Origin of the sequence: Caulobacter sp. 17J65-9, assembly GCF_010975005.1 — a bacterium.
Classification (GTDB): Bacteria; Pseudomonadota; Alphaproteobacteria; order Caulobacterales; family Caulobacteraceae; genus 17J80-11.
The window spans coordinates 27,000-45,865 of sequence record NZ_JAAIVC010000001.1; the positions used below are offsets into that span (position 1 = coordinate 27,000).

Consider the following 18,866-nt stretch of genomic DNA (forward strand, 5'->3'; position numbering starts at 1 on the left):
AGAACGAGGGAGAGCGACGGTCGCTGCCCAGGCCAGGGGGACCTCTCAACATGCGTCATGAACCCGCCCACGCCGTCACCGCCAGTACTCGTCCGCTCCGCCGTGCCGAACCGGTGGACGTAAGGCGGATCGCCGCCTGTGCGGCCATCACCGCCTTGGTCGCCGCCGCCAACGTCGGTGTTTTTGTGGACAGCTTCGCGCCGGTTTTCGCGACCGTAATGATGGTCTTCTTCGCGTCCGCGGGCGCACAGCTGATGACCATTTCCGATCCGGACCCGGAGGCTCCGGTCGATCTCCTTTAGGTCGCCCTGCGCTGTTGCATCGGGTCGGGCACTCCTCTGGCCGCCGACGGAAGTCGGCGGCTCTTTCCTTGTTCCAAGGCGGACCGAAAACGCGGATAAGCTTAGGAAGCTCGTCTCGTAACTCCGGTGCGCTGAACAATGTGCGGCCGCTTCTCTCGCGACATTCCCTGGTCGACCCTGCACGATGCGCTGAACATCATCCGTCCGGCGCCGCAGAACCTCGAGCCCGCGCCGGACATTCGGCCGACCACCCAGCAATGGGTGGCTCGCCGCGAGGGGGAAGGCTTCGCCCTCGACCAGATGCGCTGGGGTCTCGTGCCGTTCTGGCATGGCGGCAAGCCGCTGAAGAACAGCGGCCCTGGCGCGAAGGACGGCTTCAATCTCACCACCTTCAACGCGCGCGCTGAGGAAGCCGCCAAGAAGCCTGTCTTTCGGGGGGCTTTCGCCCGACGGCGCTGTCTCGTGCCCGCGTCGGGTTGGTACGAGTGGACCGGCGACAAGGGAGCGAAGACCAAGTGGCACTTCGGCCGCATCGACGGCCAGTTCCTGATGTTCGCTGGGATCTGGGACGAGTGCACGACGTCCGACGCAGGCGTCGTGACCAGCTTCACCCTGCTTACCCACGACTCGACGGGGCACCTGACGACCTATCACGACCGGGCGCCGATCGTGCTGGAGCCCGGCGAGTGGTCGACTTGGCTCGATCCCGAGGCCGACCCGATGGGGCTGCTCGCCCCGGGCCGCGCTGAGCGCTTTGAGGTCAGACAGGCCGCCTAGGACGCCGACCGCCCGGGCGCCTCTTACGCGCCGGCGCTCGATGACGTTCAACTAGCGGCGACATGAGAACAAAGCCGGAACGTTTCGCTTGCGCTAGCAAACGGCCGGCCTAAGAGTCCCGCGGCTATGGGCTCGACGAACCCCGACCGCATCCCGGCCATCCAGTGGCGTAGGCAGAGTGAGACGCTGGGCGAAATGCGCGCGAACGGTTGGCGGCTGACGTCGCGTTGCCGGACTTGCATGCTCGAGATGGTGGTCAACCTCGACATCCTCATCCTGCTCAAGGGCGAGGACTTCTCGTTATGGAATCGGACTGCGCCGTGCAGGCGGCTCTATTGCCCGGGGATCGTCGATTTCTGGGCGGTTCCCCATCCACGAGCGCTGGCGATGAAGCTTGCGGCCGATTGGCCGCCTGGTGTGCCGCCGCGCGTGCAGCGCTCGGCCTAAAGGCAAGGGGAGGGACCGGAGGGCGAGCCTGAGCCGGGGGAAAGCCCGTGCCGATCAGGCGTCGGAACCTCCCAGGAGCGCCTCATGAGGACCGCGACCGCATCGCGCGTTCAGCCCGACATCACCGACCTGTTCGCCTGCTCGCCGACAGGGGTGGAGGACGCCTTCGCCGGCCGCGGCTTTGATGCGTCCTCCAGTCTCGCTTCATCGTCGGCCCGTCTCCGCGACCGCGCTTTCGACCGCGGGATCGAGACCCTGACGGACACCGAAGTCCTCGAGCTCTACATCGCTCGCGCGACGCCGCGAGGCGCTTCGGCATACGCGGCCGCCCTTGTAGCGCGGTTCGGCGACCTGCATGCGGTTCTGGCGGCCGACGTCGCGGCCCTCTCGATGGTCGTCGAACGTGAACTCGCGCTCGACCTGCGCCTCCTGTTCGACCTGACCCGTCGGTCTCTCGAGATCCCCCTTCGGGCGCGCGAGGTCCTGAGCTCGACCACGGCTGTCATCGCCTATTTGCGCTTCACCATGGCCAGTCGCCCGCGAGAATCCGTGAGGGTCCTTTGGCTCGATAAGCGCAACCGCCTGATCGCCGACGAGGCGATCGGCGAGGGCACGGTCGATCATGCGCCTGTTTACCCTCGGGAGGTCGCCCGCCGCGCCCTGGAGACGTCAGCGGCCTCCTGCGTGCTTTGCCACAATCACCCGAGCGAGAGCACGAGTCCGTCGAACGCCGACGTTCAGATCACCAAGCAGATCATCGACTGCCTGAAGGTCTTTGGCATTCCCGTGCACGACCACTTTATCGTCGCCGGCGAGACCGTCGTCAGCATGAAGTCGCTTGGCCTGATCTGATGGGCGACTGACCTGGAACCGACGTGGGCCGCCAAGGTCGCCGCGCTGGGTTGCAGCGAGTTCAAGCAGGCCGCCTCGACAGCCATCCTGCCGACCACATCGTGCTGTTTCAGCGGCAACGGGCAGCTTCTGTCGTCGCAACTTTAGACTGACGCTTTCGCAACTTAAGAGTTGTGTACTTGCGGGCGATTCGCAGGACCTGTGTCCCTGGTAAACCGCTCGCACATGCCACCCTCCCGGTCGGATTGGCCGACAACGATGTTCAGCGGGATAGATAGACGCGCGCAAGCCCTAGGCTGCCCGGCCGTCGTCACAAGCCGCCCGCACGCCGGGGAGGCTAGATGCGGGCGGCCCCATGACGCAGGGAGCATCAGCGATCACTCTTCGCGGATGCACCGGACGATAGTGCCTGATCTCGCCGGCAATTCTACGGGACGGAGACTCGCCTCCAAGCGACTCCACTGGCGTAATTTTCCGCAAGGACGCCCTCCCGGCAGCGTAGGCGGGAGGGCGTCCCTGCGCAGTCACAGCGCCCAAGCGGGGACCAGGACGCCGCGGGAGACGGCCGCCGCCCACGACAGTGTGGGTAAGCGAGGCGCCCAAGGCGCTCCAGGCGACATGCTCCACCCGCACAACGGTGCGCGTATGCCGGCGGCGCCCCTCTCTGGGGTTTGCTCCCGGTGAACTTCTGTGGGGCGTCCAGCGAGTCGGGCGGACTACATTCGTTCCAGCCGCATGCGGATCGGAACGGGAACGAATGGAGGGGCGTGGATGTAGTCACCCCCCCCCTTTGTTCCTGACGCACGGTCGCGCACGCAGGCATTTGTCCTGGCGCGCCGCCGTATCGGCCGCGGGGTGCGCGAGTGCGCCGGCGAGCCGTAGCGTGGCCGCAGTCTTCCGCGCGTCTCGTCGTGTCGGTCGGTCATCGCCGTGCAGGTCGGCGCGGTCGGGTGGAGGGGTGATCGGTTCAGTCGACGAACGAGCGCGACGCGGTCAGGCACGGCGGTCAGGGCAGGGCATCCCGGTGGGAGGGCGGTTCGCCGTTCCTGTTGGCGGCCAAAGGCCTTGCTCTAATCGACCTCGCCACCGGCGATCGTCCCTCGCAAGGGGCGCTTCGCTCAAAGCCCTTGCGAGGCCCGCCCGGTCCGGCGGCGCGAGGCGGTCTCAGAGCTTCGGCTCGGACCCCTCAGACAGGAACCACTTCGATGCAAACCGCCTCACTACCCGGCCTTCATGACCGCCAGACCTCCTTCGAAGCGATCGCTGCCGCTGTCGGTGATCACCGTCCGCACCCGACTGAAGACGCGCTCGGGCACCTGGGCGCGGCGGTGATGACCGAGGTGGTCGACCTGCTCAGCGAGACAGCCCTGGAAGACTACATGGCTACCGTCTGCGAAGCCGTGATCGGCGCCTTCCACTCCGCGGCGACGCGCGTCGAGCGGGAGGCTGATCGTGCCCGGGCAGAGCTGAGCCAGGCGCATCGGGACTTCGACGGCACCGAGATCGCCGATCAGGAGCTGCAGGACCTCACGCGCAGGGCGCACGCCGCCGACGTCGCGGTGATGGCGCTGGAGCAGATCCGCAACACGGCGGCCGCCGCCTACACCACGGCCACCGGCGAGGTCTGGACGCCCTGGAAGGGCAGCGTGAAGCCCAACCGCGTGACCGGAGCCCTCATCGAGGCCCGGGATGCGATCCGCGCTTCGAAGGCCCGCAAGCACGCAGTCGCGGATCCGGGCGTGGCCGTAGTGGCGTTCCGCGGCTCGCCGAAAGCCGACACTCAAGCCGACGCCGCCCGGATTTTCGACGCCCTGAACTGGGCTCACGAGCGGTTCCCGGACATGACGCTGGCGACGACCGGCGCCCCTGGCGCTGAAAAGGTCGCCATCAAGTGGGCGCAGCAAAAGGGCGTGCGCCTGGTTCTCGCCAAAGCCGACTTCGACAGGTACGCCCGCTCGGCTCCGTTCCGTGCCAACGACCAGATGCTCGAGCTGGACCCGGTCTTGTGCCTGACCCTCGATGACACCCTCAACGCCGAGCGCGGTTCGCACACCTCTCCGTTCGGTCCGTCCCTGAACCTCGGCCAGAAGGCGGCCGAAAAGGGCATCCGCCATGTCCGGATCACGTCCAAGGCGGCGTGATCATCTTCATCCGCTCCGCCGCGGCGCCACGCCCCGTCCGGGTCACCGGGCGGGGTTCTTTTGTCTGCGCTGAGGTGGGACCCGCCGACGCTTCGTTACTGCGCCTCTTCCTGTGGCGCCATGAACGCTTGAGCGCCCAGCTCCACCGGGCCAGGTTCTATCAATGCGAAGGATTCACAGGTCTGCTGCCGGAGAGGTTCTCCCCCCGGGTCATGGCGCGTTACGAGTCCTCCCGAGCGTTCGGCGGCGTCGGCTCTGGGTCGCCGTGACGGTCGTAGGCGGCCTCATGGCGGCGGCGCTCGCGGTGCTAGCCTTGGCAATGACCGATACCGTGTCCTTAGGCCTACCGCGGTGATTAGGAGCGCTTATCTCCGCATGGATTGCGGTGAATGCCCTTGTGCTTGCGGCGAATAGGGGCCAGTTTCTCCGCAAGGAGTGCGGCGAATGGCTCGATACATCCACGAACTGGAGGACTGGCCCGCCATCCATTGGCGCGCGGGCGATCTGACTGATCAACTCGCGGCCGTCCGCCATCGGCAGGGGCGCTTGTTCGGCCGAATGGAGAACCTGGGCTTTGATCTGCGCGCCGAAGCCGTCCTTGAGACGCTAACGGAAGAGGTGCGTAAGTCGAGTGAGATCGAAGGCGAGGTCCTGGATAAGGACCAGGTGCGGTCCTCACTCGCTAGCCGGCTAGGCATCGCGGTCGGAGCGCTCACGCCGTCGGACCGGAATGTGGACGGCGTCGTCGAGATGATGCTCGACGCTACGCAGCACTACAGCGCTCCTCTCACGGCTGAGCGATTGTTCAGATGGCATGCCGGGCTGTTTCCGGCTGGTCGCAACAGCACGGGGAAGATTGTCACCGGCGCCTGGCGCGACGGTAGCTCCGGGCCGATGCAGGTTGTGTCCGGGTTCTATGGTCGACAGCGAGTGCACTACGAAGCCCCGCCGGCCGATCGACTTGACCGCGAAATGGGCGCGTTCCTGGAGTGGTTCGAGAGCGAACTCGTGATGGACCCAGTCCTGAAGGCTGCGGTCGCTCACTTCTGGTTCGTCACCGTCCACCCGTTTGAAGACGGGAACGGGCGGATAGCGCGAGCGATCGCCGACATGGCGCTCGCTCGGTCCGAGGGCAATCCGCAGCGCTTTTACAGCATGTCGGCCCAGATCCGGCTGGAACGGAACGCCTACTACGACGTGCTCGAGGCCACGCAGAAGGGCGACCTCGACATCACCACATGGATCCAGTGGTTTCTGGGGTGTCTCGAACGGGCGTTCGACGGCGCCGAGGCGATCCTCGCAAATGTCCTAAGGAAAGCGCGGTTCTGGGAGGGGTTAGCTGGCCAGCCCTTGAGCGATCGGCAGGGCAAGGTGATTAACCTCCTCCTCGAAGGTTTTCACGGCAAGCTGACGTCTTCGAAGTGGGCGACCCTGACCAAGACGTCGCAGGACACCGCGCTACGAGACATTGATGATCTGGTCAGGCGCGGAATTCTGGTGAAAGAGCCGGCGGGCGGACGGAGCACGAGTTATTCGCTTGCAGGGATCGTATAGGCTCTCAGAACTGCAAGTCATGGTCCGACGGGCGCGTTTGTTGACGAGATCGCCGCAACACAGGACGTAAAAGCGCTCGAGGCGTCAGCCGGAGAGCAGCTCGCTCATCCCGATCTCTTTGAGCGAGCGCTCGACGGGGGCGCTCCAGCCCTTCTCGCCCTGCATCTTGGCGTCATGGAGCGCGTCCTCGATCGCGAACGAGTCGTGATCGCGCAGGATCTCGATTAGGGCCTTCGCCTGGGCGAGGTCCTTGGATCGCTTTAGTCGGCCGGACGCGTCGCGCCGTTGGGCGAGAATGAGCTTGTGGACGGCGAAGCGGGCCGGCTGAGGGACGTTGACGATCACGCCTGCGCCCCAGAGCGCCGCTGTCCTGACAGAGCCGTCGAGCAGCCAGGCCAGATGTTGCAGCGGCGCTGGCCCGGCCCCGAGTTCGGTCAGCGGGACAGGATCTGCGTCGTCGCGCGTCCGCATGGGGGTGACGAGATCGACCAGGTAGCCCTGTGCGTTGCGGAAGCGCGACGGCGGGGCCTGCGGCTTCAGTTGAGGCACGCCCTCGAATGTCGGATCGGCGCGCTTAAGGATCGTGTCCAGGCGTTCCGGAGGCTCCGCACTGAGCGCGACGCTAGCCGTGGCGGGATCGAGGTCGCCAGTCATGAGAGTGGGCGAGGGGAGTCTGCTGCCGACGAGAGGTTCGCTGAGAAGGTAGGCTCCGGTCCCTACGAGAACGGCGCCGGCCCGGAACAAGCTCGCGTATGCGAGCGAGTCCAGGATCGCGCCCATCGTCCGATCCGGCCCGGCCAGCCCTTCGCGGCGGAGCATTGAAACCAGTCGGCGGCGCTGTGCCGCAAGTTCGGTCCCGGTTTGCAGGGATGCGGCGCACGCCTCGGCTTCCGGAGCGCCGCTCCTGCCGACGAACTGGTCGATCCGGGTCGAACCGACCGGTAGCTTTGCGTAGATGTACTCGACGCCGCCGCGCGCGCGTCGATAGACGGATCCGGCGGGCGGAGCGGTTTCCAGCTGCTGCAGGAGCTCGCTGTAGAGTGTTTGCAACGCTGGCGAGATAAGGCCGCGCTTCATACAGACAGAACCCCGTGCCTCTGTCTGTACATTGCGCTGTACAGACGAAAATATCAATTCCTGTCTGTACGGGTGCCCGACCGCTATCCGCAGGTCAGGCCCGCGGGAGGAGCCAGAGGGCCAGGCTCGCCATTGGCCCGAGCAAAATGGGGAGAAGGTCTCCCCAGAGGTCTCAGTGGATTACCTCCACCACCTCGAGCACCCGGTGGAAGGGATGGAACACTCCCTGCCTGCCCATGAGGGCGTGATCCGCCCAGGCCTCGATCTTCTCCTTCCGGCCCAGGCCGTCCCAACGGCCGGCCAGCTGGGCCACCTGCTGCTGCAGCTGTTCAATCACGACCTGCTGCTTGTTCTTCTCGGCCTGCGTGATGGTGTTCATGGCTAAAGTCTCCTCTGGGCGCCGTGAGCGGCGACGGAGACATCGAGGCACGCTGGGGGCCCCGTCAGTCACCGGAGGGGTCGCGTAGCGGCCCCGGAGGGGAACGGCGCAGCCGTTGACTTACGGGGTGGCGTGACACGATGCGGAGACGACGCGAAGGGCCACGTGCTCGCGACTAGCGAGCACTCGATCAGCGGAGCGGCAGCTCCGCGTGACCGACGGTTCCGCTTCAGCCGCGCTCGGCGGCAAGAGTCCCCTCAGGCCTTTCTGCCGATCCGGCGGCCGTCCTCCCGGATGCAGTCGCAGGCCAGGGCGCAGGTCACGCCCGCCGCTCGGGCGGGCCCGCCGGTCTCTCCAGGCAGCCCCGCCCAGAATCGAAATCCCTCATCCAGCGGCTTGAGGCGCCTTCGTCGCCGCGGCGTTCTCATCCCTGACCGCGCGGGCCGTCGCCCGTTCTGTCGGTCGTGGTCGTTCGGCGACGACCGGCCCGTTGCGTCAGGGCTTCGCCGGCTGCTCCCGTTCGATCCACCTGAAGGGAGCCGGCGCGCTCCGTCGCCGCGGCCCCTGGAGGCCGCTCCCGCGTGCGATGATCTTCGGACCCGCGAGCCCGGTCGCCCGCGCCGCAGGCGCTATTGGCCGCCGGCGTCCTGTCCGCCTGGGCCAGCGGGCCTGTCGGTGCCGGCTGCGCCTTGCTCCGCGCTATGCACTGGATGCCTTCGGCCCACGCCGGCGGCTTTGTCGGTCAGATCGACAGCAGCGACGGGACCGCTGTTTTCGGCTCCTGGGGCTACGCCGGCCTCGGGACCTCTCGGCTGCGATGGTCCACCGCGATCTCTGTTCGCGAACCTGGGGCGGGGCGGTCTCCTTGCGAAGTCGACCCCGCTTGCGCGAGGCGAGCCGGCCGGATCCTCCGGCCTTCGGCTTCGCCTGCAGGCCGGTTTCCAGCCAGCTCGGACTTCGACGGAGCCCTATCACCCCGCCCCGGACGGTCGCGTGATCGCGGCAGGGACCGCGAGCCGGTCGGGAGGTCCCGACCGGTAGCCTGGAGAAAACATCATGCGCTGCAACGTCCAACTGACCGGCCGCCTGGGCATGGACCCGGAAGTCTTCACGATGAACAGCGGCAAGAAGGGCGCGAACTTCACCTTCGCCACCTCGGAGCGCTGGAAGGACAAGCAGACCGGCGAGCGCAAGGAGCGCACCACCTGGCACCGGGTGACCGTCTTCAAACCGGGCCTGGTGAAGATGATCGAGGGCGGCCACCTGCAGAAGGGCCAGTTCGTCCTGCTGGCCGGCACGCTTCAGTACGAGGAGTGGGAAGGCAAGGACGGCGGCAAGTGCCGTGACGCCAAGATCGTCCTGAAGGACGTCGCCCACGAGATCGACTTCCTCGACAATAAGCGCCCGCGGGACGAGGCGATGGAGCAGACCTCCCAGCAGGCGGACGAGAGCCGCTACGAGCCGGAGGACGACAACGAGATCCCGTTCTAGGAACGAGGCCCGCCCGGGTGACCGGGCGGGCCTTTCCGTGTTCGCGTCTGGGCGCTCTCGGCCCCCATGCTGAACATGCCGAACATGTTTTATGGGCGCGCGTTCCGCTTGCTGTCGGGGGAGACGCGCCCGGATCGCAGCCGCTCGACGTGTTTTGGCGAGGCCGGCTCGTTGTGGAGCGCCGGCAAGAATCGCCTTTGCGAATCCTTGCGACTGACCTTACCTCGGGCGTCCTCTCGGATTCGGAGGGGACCAAATGCCCGCCAGTTCCAGTGTGAGTTTCAGCAGCTCGGGAAACGCGGGAGATCGCGGGGCCCGGGCTGAAGCCGCAAGCTCTCGCGTGATCCGTGCTGCGGCCGTGGCTACCCAACCTTACCGCCGCCGTCCGGAATCGACTGTATTTAGTGGGTCCACTCGCATCAGAGGGGACGCACGTGTCCGGTAGATCGAAGCGAAAGAAGGCCGCCGGGCGTCAGCTCGTCGGTGTGGTCCCCGATGGCGTTGCGCCTTCAGAACCGGGGCTAGTGGTGGTGTCCGCTCATGTTGGAGGGGACGCCGTGTCCGACATTTTCACGTTCAAGGCCGGAAAGATCGAGATCGTCGGGAGAGGGGCTTCCGCCCGGCCTGCGGCCTGGATCGCCGTACTCGCCATCCTGGTCGGCGGTTTGATCATCCTGATCGGCCTGTGGCGCGGGTCGGCGGCTTTGGGCAGCGGCTTGTCGTCGGTGCTGAAGGGCTTTGGGCTCTTCGGGTGACGGGCCGAAGGATCGGGCGTCCCCCGCCGCCTTGCGGCGGGTCGGGCTCGATTCGTCGCTTCGCTCCTCACCGAGCCCCGCGTTCCGCGGGTCTCGTCCCATTCGGGCGACGATCCCTGACGCGCAGCTGCTGGCTCGAACCAGGTCCGACAACGCGCAGCGTTGGAGCCGTCGGCCGCGAGGGGAAAGTATCAACGGCCGAAATAGGGTTCGCAGGCGACCCCGTCGCCGTCAGCGTCGAGCTCGGGCCGGTAACCGGCCTCGCCCTGGCGGATCGGCGCCGCGCCTTTGGCGCGCGCGTCTGCGCAGGAGCTGAAGTAGCTGTATTGCACCGTGCTGACGGGCTTTGGGCTGTTTGCCTGCTGAACGATCGCGATCGCTGCGAGTATGACCAGGCCGGCGATGAAGCCCAGCCGGCTGGGCGTCAGGCGCCAGCGTCGGCTTCGAGTGGACGAGCCGTAGCCCCGCGCCTTTGGGCGTGGTCGCAGTCCTCGACGATATGGTCCAGGCTGGCGCATGGGCTTAGCGATAGAAGTCCGGCGTGCAGGGCTCTTTCGGCAAGGCCTTGGCCGCGCCCTTCAGTGTGAACGCTGTCGATCGTCCGGACGCCAGGCGCACCCGCATCACGTCGCCCTTGCGCATGGCCGCCCACAGCGCGGTGAAGGTGTCGGCCGAAGCATGTGATGCAGTGCCGCCGCGGCCCAGTTGGTCGGTCCACACCTCGAACTCGTCGCCGCCGATCGTGACGACGACGCTCTGGGCCGGTTTGGGGTCCTCGCCGCCGACCGTGAAGCTGATGGTCGTGCTGTCGTCGCTGCAAGCGATGTAGACGGAGTCACTGCCGGCGCTGTCGTTCTTGATGCCGTACTCGAACGTGCCTTGGCCGAACCCCGACCACCATACACCCATGGGCTCGGCCGCCACCGACGAAGCGGCCGCCCAGGCGGCCAGCACGAACACTGCGCGTTTCATCAGAACCCCCGTCCAGATACCGGCGTGATAGCACGGCCAGGCAAGTCTGGCAGGACGCTGACGGCGCGGGCTGCAAAGGGCCTGGAACCTGAGCTGCGGGGCATGGAGTTGTTCGTCGTTCGACGAGCATCGAACATTACCGGGCCCTCGAAGCCCCGCGCCTTCGGGCGCGGGGCTTCAATTTCGGGTTCAGCAGCCCTTATGTCCGCGCGAAGCGCGGTCGCGGCAGAAGCTCCACGGCCATCGAGGCGACAAGGTTCGCAGCGGCATGGGGCGGCCGTGGGGATTATCTAACATTAAGTGGCGCATTAACATCTATAATGTTATTGTTGCGCGTGATGTTAGAAACGGACGCAAACTGGGGCGATCGCCTGGCGCAGGCCGCGGAGGCCTATGCGCGTGACGCGTTCGACGTGCCCCTGGAGCTCCAGCCCCTTCACGAAGGGAAGCTCCCGCATTTTCTGCTTGATCGATATCGGCTGTGGCGAGGCGAGATCTTTGGGCGCCCTTGCGTGTTCATGGCCCCCCGTCCTCCGGAAGACGGCGCCATGGCCGACGTCGACCGGCATCGTGACCTCCTGCGTAGGCTTGCGGGAGTGGACGTGGTCGTCTTGCTGCTTGCGGGTCTGAACGCAAAGCAGCGAAAGCGCCTGATCGAGCGCCGCGTCGCCTTCATGGCGCCGGGCGCCCAGCTCTACGTCCCCGAAATGCTGCTCGATCAGCGCGAGCACTTTCGCGCGGCGCCGCCGGCGGCGCCTGAGCGGTTCTCGCCCACGGCGCAGGTCGTGGCGATCGCTGCTCTGCTCGGGCGCGAGATCGACGGTGAGAATGCGACGGCGCTGGCGCGGCGCTTCGGGGTCGCTCCTATGAGCATGGGCCGCGCCCTGGACGAGCTCGAGGCGGCGGGCGTGGTCGACGCGCACAGGATCGGTCGGCAGCGCCAGGTGCGCATGAAGATGACCGGGGGCGAGCTGTGGCGCGCCGTCGAGAACCGTCTCCAGTCGCCTGTGCGCAAGGTGCGAGGCGTTGTGATCCCTTATCCTCAGGAAGTCAGAGCTCTGGTGGCCGGCGAGAGCGCCCTTGCGAGCTACACGGCCCTGGCGTCGCCGCGAACCCAGAGGCTCGCCATCGCCGCGGCGGACTGGAACCGCGCCAGCCGCGCGTGGGGGCTTCAACCGGCGGAGCGGTTTGATCCCCGGCGCGATGAGATCGAGACCTGGAGCTACGACCCGGCTTGTCTGGCCCGGGACAATGTCGTGGACCCCTTGTCCCTTTACCTCAGCGTGCGCGATAGCCGCGACGAACGCGTCGCCCAGGCGGCCGATCAGCTGCTGGAGACGATGCCTTGGTGACCGGCCTTGATGTTTGGCGCGCCCATTTCGAAGGGTTCGAAGACCGCTACGTGCTGGTCGGCGGCGTCGCCTGCGACCTCGTCATGGACGAGGTCGGCCTGGAGTTCCGCGCCACCAAGGATATGGACGTCGTCCTGATCGTCGAAGCGCTCGACGGCGCCTTCGCCGAGCGATTCTGGGCGTTCGTCGAGGCTGGCGGCTACGAGCAGCGGGAACGGAGCGACGGCAAGAAGTCCCTCTACCGCTTCCAGCGCCCGACGACGCCCGGCTATCCGGTGATGATCGAGCTCTTCTCGCGGGCTCCGGACGGCCTGGAGCTGGGCGAGGACAGCCAGCTTACGCCCTTGCCCATCGACGAGACGGTCGCGAGCCTGTCCGCGATCCTGCTGGACGAGAGCTACTACGGCCTGCTGAAGGCGAACATGCGTCGCCTCGAGGGTCTGCCGCTTCTGGACGAGGTCGCTCTGATCCCGTTCAAGGCGAAAGCCTTCATGGACCTGAGCGCCCGCCGCGCCGCGGGCGAAAAGGTCGACCAGAAGGACGTGCGCAAGCACCGCAACGACGTGTTCCGCTTGATGCAGTTGCTGGCTGCCGATGCGGTTTACGAACTGCCGGAAGGCATCGCTGGCGACATGGCTGACTTCGTGCGTGCCGTGCAGGCCGACGAGATCTTCGATCCGAAAGGCATCGGGCTGCGCCAGAGCGCGGAGGAGGCGCTTGCGCGCCTGTGCGCCGCCTACGGCGTCGTGCTCTGACGGGCACCGAAGCCGACTAGGGGCAGAGCGCTAGGCGCGCCGGCCTCGACTCGCGCTATCGTCGGCGAGCGGACCGACCAGTCGCGCACCACTCCGGCGACCAACCCAAGAGCCGGAGAGGGACCAGTCCCGCCCTCGGTATCCCGTTCTATCAGCCGGGGGCGGGATCCCTGTCCTGCCGCGGGCGACCCGCTTTCAGGGCTATTCTCCTCGCGTGCAGCTGCGATCAGGCCGCGCGTAGCGCGGTCGCCCGCCTAGCCCTTCATCACCTTGTTCCAGTCGGTTTCGAAACCTGCTCGCGACCGTCGCCGGTGTGAGGCTGAGGCCGTGCGCACGCTTCGCCTGCCGGCTCGCTGATCGAGTGCCCGCTCGTCGCGGAGACGGGCGAGCCCTTCCCCGAGCCCGGCTTCCGCGGCTCGGTCTACCCCGCCAGCGGGGGAGTCCCCCTTAAGTCGCCCGCGGCTGGATCGGATGGCGGCGAAAAAAAATCACCGTCAAGAATTTATACTCGGCCCGGCTGGCATATATACATTGTGGGCGCAAGTATAAACTTGACATTTCGCCCGAAATATGAGACTATAATGCACCAAACCCTCAACACGGAGGACTAAATGGAAATAGAAAGGTTATCCACCCAATGTTCGACCCAATCACCGCAACCGTAATCGCCTGCTTCGCAGTCTTCTCGTTCTGCGCCGCTCCTCTGGCGTCCGCCTATCGCATCCTGACTGACGACCACAGTGAGGTCGACGCCAGCGTCGGCCACAAGGACCTCAGCGCCCGGCTTTACGTAAAGACCAGCCGGATGCCACCGCCACCGCCCAGCTAAAACTGACGGCACACGCCGGGGCGCCCCGACCGCCCCGGCGGCCGTTCCCGTGCCTGACCGCCGCGGCACCCTTGCTGCAGCTCGCCCGCCACGCGATCGCGGGATCTCGTCGCCTGCGCGCTGCGCTGTGGGCCACTTCATGTCCGGCCGATCCTGGTTACCGTGCTTTCCCGCTCGCCTCGCCGCAACCGTCTCGGCTGCGCAACTTCGAGCACTTGGCCGGCGGCCGACGGTTTCCCCGCGCACGTCGCCTTCCCATCGTGACACGCCAGCCCGGAAGTCAACGGCTCGTCGCCGTTGCCCTCCGCGTCGGCTGGCGGCCGCCGCTCCGGTGACTGCCGGGCGCCCAGGCGTGGCCCCGATTGGCCGTCGCCGCTCGCTGGAGAGCGGCAGGAACGGAGGCTACGCCATGAACATCGACGCCATCACCTCGGAATGGAACGCTCTGACCCTGGCCCAGCAAGAGGCTGCCTGGATGGTGTTCCTGAAGGACCTGTTCGCCGGCGAAGCTCCCGCCAACCGCTTCTTCCTGGTGCTGATGCCCCTGTGGGATAGCTGCGAAGCTCCCGAGAAGGTGCAGGACGCAGCACTCGATCTCTACGATGCCGAAATGCAGGAGGAGCTGGCCTTCAACGCCCGATACGAGAGCGCCACGAACGTCTGGTTCGATCGAGCGGTGACAGCGGACGATGTTGCCGACGACGCTTTCTGGGACCGGTTCGATCCCGCTATGGCCGAAGCGATCCTGGGCTGCCCGATCTGACGAAGGGGGCTTCTGGCCCCCTTTTTGTGCGGGTCGACTGTCCGATGAGCAGGGCCGCTTTTAGTCCACCGCGACGTCGCGGCGGGTGGCTGCCGCGCTCCTGTTCAGGATGGCTGGGGCTCGGCCGCGCGACGCCGCGCGCGGCCAGAGACTGAGACGCCGCGGGTCTGGCCGAGGTCGGCCACGCTGCGCCTTCGGCTCCGCTGTTCGTGTGCCCGCTAGTCGCGGGCACCTGCCCCTCGCACGTCGTCGTCGCATCGTGTCACGCCAGCCCGGAAGTCAACGGCTCGCGCCGTTCCCCTCCGCCGCCGGCGTCGCCGGCGGCTCCGGTGACTGCCGGGCGCCCAGGCGTGCCCCGAAACGCCAACGCCGCTTGATGGGAGCGGTCTTGGGAGCTTCGCTATGCAACTTCAGTCTCTGGTCACCGCCTGGAACGCCCTCTCGATGACCGAGAAGATGGCCGCCTTCACTCGCTATTGCGGCCTGGTCGATGAAGGTCGCGGCAACGAAGCTCCGCACTGCATCATCCTGCAGAACATCTGGCAGTACGGCTGGCCGGCCGCAGCGGTCCTGGTGGTCGACGGTGACGGTTTCCTCCGCACCGCCGCGAACATGGCGCTGGCGGCGTAGGGGGGAGTGTCCCCCCTTTTTTGGCTCGGGCTGATATCGCAGGGCGGGCCCGCCGACCGCCGCGCCTATGGCGCGCGGTCGCCCGTCTACTGACCTGTCGCGCCCGCCTCCAGCTCCCCTCGCGCCCGGCCTTCGGCCTGGTCGCTTCGATCGCGTCGGCGCTGCCTGGTCGAACCGCCGGCCGCGCCCGGCCTCGCTTCACTCGACTGCGGCCGCGGCTGGCGGACTGCAGAAATCAGGCCCCATCCGCTTCCACTGAAGCTCGCGACGAGCGGCGGGCAAGCGTATGCTTTGCACATGCGAGTCCACCTGCAGCGTCCCCATTTCGAGGCCGGTGCGACCGACGAGGTCTGGCTGCTCACCGTGCCTGGCGAAGACACCTCGGCGCTCGTGATCGCGCCGCCGGAAGCTCGCGCCCTGATGGGCCAGGAGGTGGAAGGCGACTTCGAAGCCGAACACAGTGAGGGCGGCTGGTTCATCGGCCGTCGCTTGCCGCCCGCCGGTTCGCACGTGCACTGAGCTGCGCAGGCGGCCGTCGCGCGAACACCGAACCGCAGCTCATGCTGGCGCGTTTCTTCGACCCAGGAGGAAAGCCCATGCCTGACAATCCGAACCTCCGTGGACGGCAGGATCGCGAGCGGATCAGCCTTCGCGAAGCCCACGAAGTCTCCTACTGGACGAACGCCTTGGGCGTGTCGCCCGAGGAGTTGGTCGAAGCCGTGCAGAAGGCGGGAAACAGCGCCGCCGCAGTACGAGAACTGCTCGCCACCCGGCGCCATTAGGAGCGACGGCCGCCGCATCGCAGGTAGGCCGCGCATCGGCGACGTGACGGTCGCATTCGCCTGCATGCTCCGCGCGGGAGCGGCCATGGCGTTCGGCAGCTTTGGCATTGGCGAGAGATGACCCCGTCCCTTTCGCGTGCACAGCCGAGGGTATTGCCGCCTACGCAGGGGGCCCCTCAAACGAACTCTAAAAGCGGGCTGCCCCAAAGGGGACCGTGAAGAGACACTCCCTTTGGGAGTGGCACACATTACGCACACCTGCGGTTTCGCCGTAAGTTCTTGTTCCGGCGTTGGTTTTCCTTCCGCCAAGCTATGCGCAAACTCTGCGCACGTTTTGAGCTGCTGCGCGCAAAGCGTTGCGCTACAAGGGAGCGGTTATGCGCAACGTCTGCGCATGAAAGCGTGAGACCCTTATGGCCACCAAGCCCCTGAACCTCTCGATCAACACCGAGACCCGTCGCCGTCTGGACGAACTCGCCGCCGATCGGGGGGTCTCGATGTCCCAGGTTGTAGAGGATCTGATCGACGAAGCCTGGGGCTCCCAGGAGCACTATTTCCTGAAGCAGACCGCCTTCCAGAGCTTCCTCGGGATGGCGCTTTCCATCGCCGTCGCTCGGAAGACACTCGGCCCGGAGGTGATGGCCGACGTCCGTCAGCAGGCGGCAGACGCCGCCCACAAGCTGTTCGGCGCCCCTCCCGAGAAGCGTTACGCCGACCACACGCCTCAGCAGAACGATCCCCGGATCGAGGCCCTTTTCAGGGCGTTCGAAGGCGACTAATACAGCCGCGACCCAGTAGACCCGTCCGGCCCGCTCGCTTCACGAAATGTGGAGCGTGTAATGGCTCGTCCGGAACGGACTGACTTCTCGGCTTGGCTTCGCGGTGGACAGACCATCGGGCACACGCTCGACATGGTGCGCGAGGTCATCTCTCGCCTGGTCCTCATTCTACTCCTCTGGTTCGTCGCCTGCGTCATCGGGCTGAACACCCATGCCTCGGCCGAAGAACAGACCTATGGAGTCCTCACGCTCCAGGCCAAATTGCTCGCGTGGTTGGGCGCGCCGTTCCCCCAGGAAATGAGCGTCCAATCGCCCGGCGGATTGCGGCAGGTTTTCCCCGTCCAATCCGTCCCCGGGGTACCGTGGATTCAGGTCTACGCGGGCGCCTACTTCCACAAGGCGACCGGGGCCATGATGGTCTGGGCCTTGGGCGCGGCGATCGTCCTCGTCGGATCGTACTACTGGTATCGGGAGTTCGGCCGCGAGAAGCTGAAGACGCGTCAGGTTCGGGGCCAGATCGTCGCCCCCGTCGGGCAGCTGATCCGCGAAATCGAGGACTTCAACGCCGAGCAGCGGAAGGCCAAGCACCGTCCGCATCACGTCCCGGCTCGCATCGTCAACGTGCCCTATCCGTTCGGCACAGAGGTCGAGCACACCCTCGTCGTCGCCGCGCCGGGTTCCGGTAAAACCGTCGCGCTTCATACGCTGATCGACTCCATCCGTGCGCGCGGCGATCGGGCGGTCGTCTACGATCCCGACCTCGCCTTCATCCGGCACCACTACAACCCGGAAACGGACGTCATCCTGAACCCCTTCGACGACCGCGGAGCAGCGTGGTCGCCGTTCTACGACGCCCGTGAATCGCACGAGTGGGCGAAGCTGGCCGAGTCCCTGTTCAAGGACCCGAAGTCCGGCGACCCCTATTGGACGAACGTCACTCGCCAGATCTTCACCTGGTCCTGCACGACCATGAGCCGCCGGCCAGGCGGCGTCAGCCTCTCCGAGGCGCTGGACGTCCTGTTCGGGCCGACCGATCGGCTTCGCAAAACCCTGACCGACACCCCGGCAGCGGAGCACTTGGCCGACGGTTCGCCGGGCCGGGTCAGCTCGCTTCGCAGCGTGCTGATCGAGGGCATCGCCCCCCTGATCTATCTGACGGGTCGGGAGGGGCGCTTCTCCATCCGGGAGTGGGTGAACCACCCCGAAAAGCGACCCGGCTTTCTCTTCCTGTCGGCCCCCGAAAGCCACATGGCCAGCCTGCGGCCGCTGCTCGGCCACTGGTCCGAGATCGTCGTCAGCGCCCTGCTGAACCGAAACGCCCTGGGCGTTCCGGCGCACCCGACCTGGCTCATCCTTGAGGAGTTTCCATCGCTCGGCCGCCTCGACGCCCTGGCGGACGGTCCCCAGCGCCTTCGTCAGTACGGCGGGGCGGTCGTGGTCTGCATGCAGCAGATCAGTCAGCTGCAGGACATCTACGGACGCGAGAAGGCCCGGACCCTCGTCGGTCAGTGCGCGACCAAGCTGATCCTCCGGGCCAACGACTACGAGACCGCGACCTACCTCAGCGAGCTCCTCGGCCGGCGCGTGATGCACCGCGTCGTGGAGAACACCTCCTACGGCGCCAACACTATCCGCGATGGCGTCGGTCTCGCGCCGCGTGAGGAGATGGAGGCCATCTGGCTCCCCGAGGACATCCTCAACTGGCCGGCGCTTCAGGGGGCGATTTCGGTCCCGAACGCCCGACAATCGGCCGCCTTCCCGGTCGCGCCCTTGAAGTTCCAGTACCAGGACCGCGAGCAGGTTGCTGACGGCTGGGCGCCGCTGACCGGTCCCGACCCGGTCCACGCCTTCCTCACCCGCAATCAGCCTCGCGTCATACAGGCGGAAGAAGACGCCATTTCCGCCGGGGCGGGCGGCCCTGAGCTCGACGAGAGTACGGCGGCCAGCGATGCGGAGACTAACGCCCAGCACAGCGAACTGGTGGCCGCCGAAGGCGAAACGCCCACCGAGCGCGACAACCAGGCGGCCGCCCGCGAACAGCGGGAGGCCGAGTATCAGCGTGAGCAGGAGCAGCGCCACCGCGCCGAGGACCCGAACCAGGCGCGGTACGTCAGATCCGACCGCGACACCGACACCAGCGACCCGGGCCGTAACGCCGACATGGGCCGTGACGGCACCCTGCACGAAGCCGCTCGCGAAGACGCCAAGTTCGATCTGGGGCTCTGACCG

19 protein-coding genes are annotated in these 18,866 nt (G+C 66.7%); 16 read left to right on the forward strand and 3 right to left on the reverse strand.

Annotated elements, in window-relative coordinates:
• The first annotated feature begins 50 nt into the window (after nucleotides 1–50).
• The 6 genes from G3573_RS00135 to G3573_RS00160 all read left to right on the forward strand — a co-directional run bounded on the left by G3573_RS00135 (nucleotide 51) and on the right by G3573_RS00160 (nucleotide 6,073).
• Entirely contained in the window at nucleotides 51–302 is a 252-nt protein-coding gene (locus tag G3573_RS00135) for a hypothetical protein (RefSeq protein WP_163258812.1), read from the forward strand.
• A gap of 138 nt (nucleotides 303–440) precedes the next feature.
• Nucleotides 441–1,079 carry an SOS response-associated peptidase gene (locus G3573_RS00140; RefSeq protein WP_163258813.1) on the forward strand — a complete coding sequence of 213 codons (639 nt, stop codon included), beginning with the start codon at nucleotides 441–443 and terminating at the stop codon, nucleotides 1,077–1,079.
• A gap of 126 nt (nucleotides 1,080–1,205) precedes the next feature.
• Nucleotides 1,206–1,526, forward strand: coding sequence for a hypothetical protein (locus G3573_RS00145; RefSeq protein ID WP_163258814.1), 321 nt, complete (start codon nucleotides 1,206–1,208; stop codon nucleotides 1,524–1,526).
• Between the two features lie 84 nt (nucleotides 1,527–1,610).
• Nucleotides 1,611–2,378, forward strand: coding sequence for a DNA repair protein RadC (gene radC, locus G3573_RS00150; RefSeq protein WP_163258815.1), 768 nt, complete (start codon nucleotides 1,611–1,613; stop codon nucleotides 2,376–2,378).
• 1,205 nt (nucleotides 2,379–3,583) lie between these two features.
• Nucleotides 3,584–4,519 carry a DUF2493 domain-containing protein gene (locus G3573_RS00155; protein WP_163258816.1) on the forward strand — a complete coding sequence of 312 codons (936 nt, stop codon included), beginning with the start codon at nucleotides 3,584–3,586 and terminating at the stop codon, nucleotides 4,517–4,519.
• Nucleotides 4,520–4,963: 444 nt separating this feature from the next.
• Nucleotides 4,964–6,073: a Fic family protein gene (locus tag G3573_RS00160; RefSeq protein ID WP_163258817.1), complete on the forward strand. Its 1,110-nt coding sequence runs from the start codon at nucleotides 4,964–4,966 to the stop codon at nucleotides 6,071–6,073.
• A gap of 84 nt (nucleotides 6,074–6,157) precedes the next feature.
• Here the strand turns inward: G3573_RS00160 and G3573_RS00165 are convergent, their stop codons facing one another.
• The gene (locus tag G3573_RS00165; protein ID WP_163258818.1) at nucleotides 6,158–7,150 is read right to left on the reverse strand and encodes a nucleotidyltransferase domain-containing protein; all 993 of its coding nucleotides are present in this window, start codon (nucleotides 7,148–7,150) and stop codon (nucleotides 6,158–6,160) included.
• A 172-nt stretch (nucleotides 7,151–7,322) separates the two neighbouring features.
• On the reverse strand, nucleotides 7,323–7,529 hold the full coding sequence (locus G3573_RS00170) for a hypothetical protein (protein ID WP_163258819.1): 207 nt from the start codon (nucleotides 7,527–7,529) through the stop codon (nucleotides 7,323–7,325).
• 1,056 nt (nucleotides 7,530–8,585) lie between these two features.
• Here G3573_RS00170 and ssb point away from each other — a divergent pair.
• Together ssb and G3573_RS00180 are read left to right on the forward strand one after the other, a co-directional pair.
• Nucleotides 8,586–9,020, forward strand: a complete 435-nt coding sequence (ssb, locus tag G3573_RS00175; protein WP_163258820.1) for a single-stranded DNA-binding protein — start codon at nucleotides 8,586–8,588, stop codon at nucleotides 9,018–9,020.
• A 557-nt stretch (nucleotides 9,021–9,577) separates the two neighbouring features.
• Nucleotides 9,578–9,775, forward strand: a complete 198-nt coding sequence (locus G3573_RS00180) for a hypothetical protein (protein WP_163258821.1) — start codon at nucleotides 9,578–9,580, stop codon at nucleotides 9,773–9,775.
• A gap of 522 nt (nucleotides 9,776–10,297) precedes the next feature.
• On the opposite strand, the gene G3573_RS00190 is transcribed toward G3573_RS00180, so the two are convergent.
• Nucleotides 10,298–10,747, reverse strand: a complete 450-nt coding sequence (locus tag G3573_RS00190; protein ID WP_163258823.1) for a hypothetical protein — start codon at nucleotides 10,745–10,747, stop codon at nucleotides 10,298–10,300.
• A 548-nt stretch (nucleotides 10,748–11,295) separates the two neighbouring features.
• Between G3573_RS00190 and G3573_RS00195 the strand changes: the two genes are divergently transcribed.
• From G3573_RS00195 to G3573_RS00230, 8 genes are all read left to right on the forward strand, one after another.
• Nucleotides 11,296–12,099 (forward strand): hypothetical protein, encoded by an 804-nt coding sequence (locus G3573_RS00195; protein WP_205597970.1) that lies wholly within the window; start codon nucleotides 11,296–11,298, stop codon nucleotides 12,097–12,099.
• On the forward strand, nucleotides 12,096–12,854 hold the full coding sequence (locus tag G3573_RS00200; protein ID WP_205597971.1) for a hypothetical protein: 759 nt from the start codon (nucleotides 12,096–12,098) through the stop codon (nucleotides 12,852–12,854). Before G3573_RS00195 ends, G3573_RS00200 begins: the two co-directional genes overlap by 4 nt.
• Before the next feature lie 1,238 nt (nucleotides 12,855–14,092).
• On the forward strand, nucleotides 14,093–14,446 hold the full coding sequence (locus G3573_RS00205) for a hypothetical protein (protein WP_163258826.1): 354 nt from the start codon (nucleotides 14,093–14,095) through the stop codon (nucleotides 14,444–14,446).
• A 402-nt stretch (nucleotides 14,447–14,848) separates the two neighbouring features.
• Nucleotides 14,849–15,076 (forward strand): hypothetical protein, encoded by a 228-nt coding sequence (locus G3573_RS00210; RefSeq protein WP_163258827.1) that lies wholly within the window; start codon nucleotides 14,849–14,851, stop codon nucleotides 15,074–15,076.
• A 297-nt stretch (nucleotides 15,077–15,373) separates the two neighbouring features.
• The gene (locus G3573_RS00215) at nucleotides 15,374–15,595 is read left to right on the forward strand and encodes a hypothetical protein (RefSeq protein WP_163258828.1); all 222 of its coding nucleotides are present in this window, start codon (nucleotides 15,374–15,376) and stop codon (nucleotides 15,593–15,595) included.
• A 77-nt stretch (nucleotides 15,596–15,672) separates the two neighbouring features.
• A complete protein-coding gene (locus G3573_RS00220; RefSeq protein ID WP_163258829.1) occupies nucleotides 15,673–15,858 on the forward strand; it encodes a DUF3606 domain-containing protein in 186 nt (61 codons plus the stop codon).
• 413 nt (nucleotides 15,859–16,271) lie between these two features.
• On the forward strand, nucleotides 16,272–16,637 hold the full coding sequence (locus G3573_RS00225) for a CopG family transcriptional regulator (protein WP_163258830.1): 366 nt from the start codon (nucleotides 16,272–16,274) through the stop codon (nucleotides 16,635–16,637).
• Nucleotides 16,638–16,697: 60 nt separating this feature from the next.
• Nucleotides 16,698–18,863, forward strand: coding sequence for a type IV secretion system DNA-binding domain-containing protein (locus G3573_RS00230; RefSeq protein ID WP_163258831.1), 2,166 nt, complete (start codon nucleotides 16,698–16,700; stop codon nucleotides 18,861–18,863).
• The last annotated feature ends 3 nt before the right edge of the window (nucleotides 18,864–18,866 follow it).

Bases quoted from the DNA above. Each gene is read 5' to 3' on its own strand.
- G3573_RS00140 (WP_163258813.1), top strand. From the start codon at position 441: ATGTGCGGCCGCTTCTCTCGCGACATTCCCTGGTCGACCCTGCACGAT.
- G3573_RS00215 (WP_163258828.1), top strand. From the start codon at position 15,374: ATGCGAGTCCACCTGCAGCGTCCCCATTTCGAGGCCGGTGCGACCGAC.
- radC (WP_163258815.1), top strand. From the start codon at position 1,611: ATGAGGACCGCGACCGCATCGCGCGTTCAGCCCGACATCACCGACCTG.
- G3573_RS00225 (WP_163258830.1), top strand. From the start codon at position 16,272: ATGGCCACCAAGCCCCTGAACCTCTCGATCAACACCGAGACCCGTCGC.
- G3573_RS00195 (WP_205597970.1), top strand. From the start codon at position 11,296: ATGGCCGACGTCGACCGGCATCGTGACCTCCTGCGTAGGCTTGCGGGA.
- G3573_RS00155 (WP_163258816.1), top strand. From the start codon at position 3,584: ATGCAAACCGCCTCACTACCCGGCCTTCATGACCGCCAGACCTCCTTC.
- G3573_RS00170 (WP_163258819.1), bottom strand. From the start codon at position 7,529: ATGAACACCATCACGCAGGCCGAGAAGAACAAGCAGCAGGTCGTGATT.
- G3573_RS00165 (WP_163258818.1), bottom strand. From the start codon at position 7,150: ATGAAGCGCGGCCTTATCTCGCCAGCGTTGCAAACACTCTACAGCGAG.
- G3573_RS00210 (WP_163258827.1), top strand. From the start codon at position 14,849: ATGCAACTTCAGTCTCTGGTCACCGCCTGGAACGCCCTCTCGATGACC.
- G3573_RS00160 (WP_163258817.1), top strand. From the start codon at position 4,964: ATGGCTCGATACATCCACGAACTGGAGGACTGGCCCGCCATCCATTGG.
- ssb (WP_163258820.1), top strand. From the start codon at position 8,586: ATGCGCTGCAACGTCCAACTGACCGGCCGCCTGGGCATGGACCCGGAA.
- G3573_RS00205 (WP_163258826.1), top strand. From the start codon at position 14,093: ATGAACATCGACGCCATCACCTCGGAATGGAACGCTCTGACCCTGGCC.
- G3573_RS00220 (WP_163258829.1), top strand. From the start codon at position 15,673: ATGCCTGACAATCCGAACCTCCGTGGACGGCAGGATCGCGAGCGGATC.
- G3573_RS00190 (WP_163258823.1), bottom strand. From the start codon at position 10,747: ATGAAACGCGCAGTGTTCGTGCTGGCCGCCTGGGCGGCCGCTTCGTCG.
- G3573_RS00145 (WP_163258814.1), top strand. From the start codon at position 1,206: ATGGGCTCGACGAACCCCGACCGCATCCCGGCCATCCAGTGGCGTAGG.
- G3573_RS00135 (WP_163258812.1), top strand. From the start codon at position 51: ATGCGTCATGAACCCGCCCACGCCGTCACCGCCAGTACTCGTCCGCTC.
- G3573_RS00230 (WP_163258831.1), top strand. From the start codon at position 16,698: ATGGCTCGTCCGGAACGGACTGACTTCTCGGCTTGGCTTCGCGGTGGA.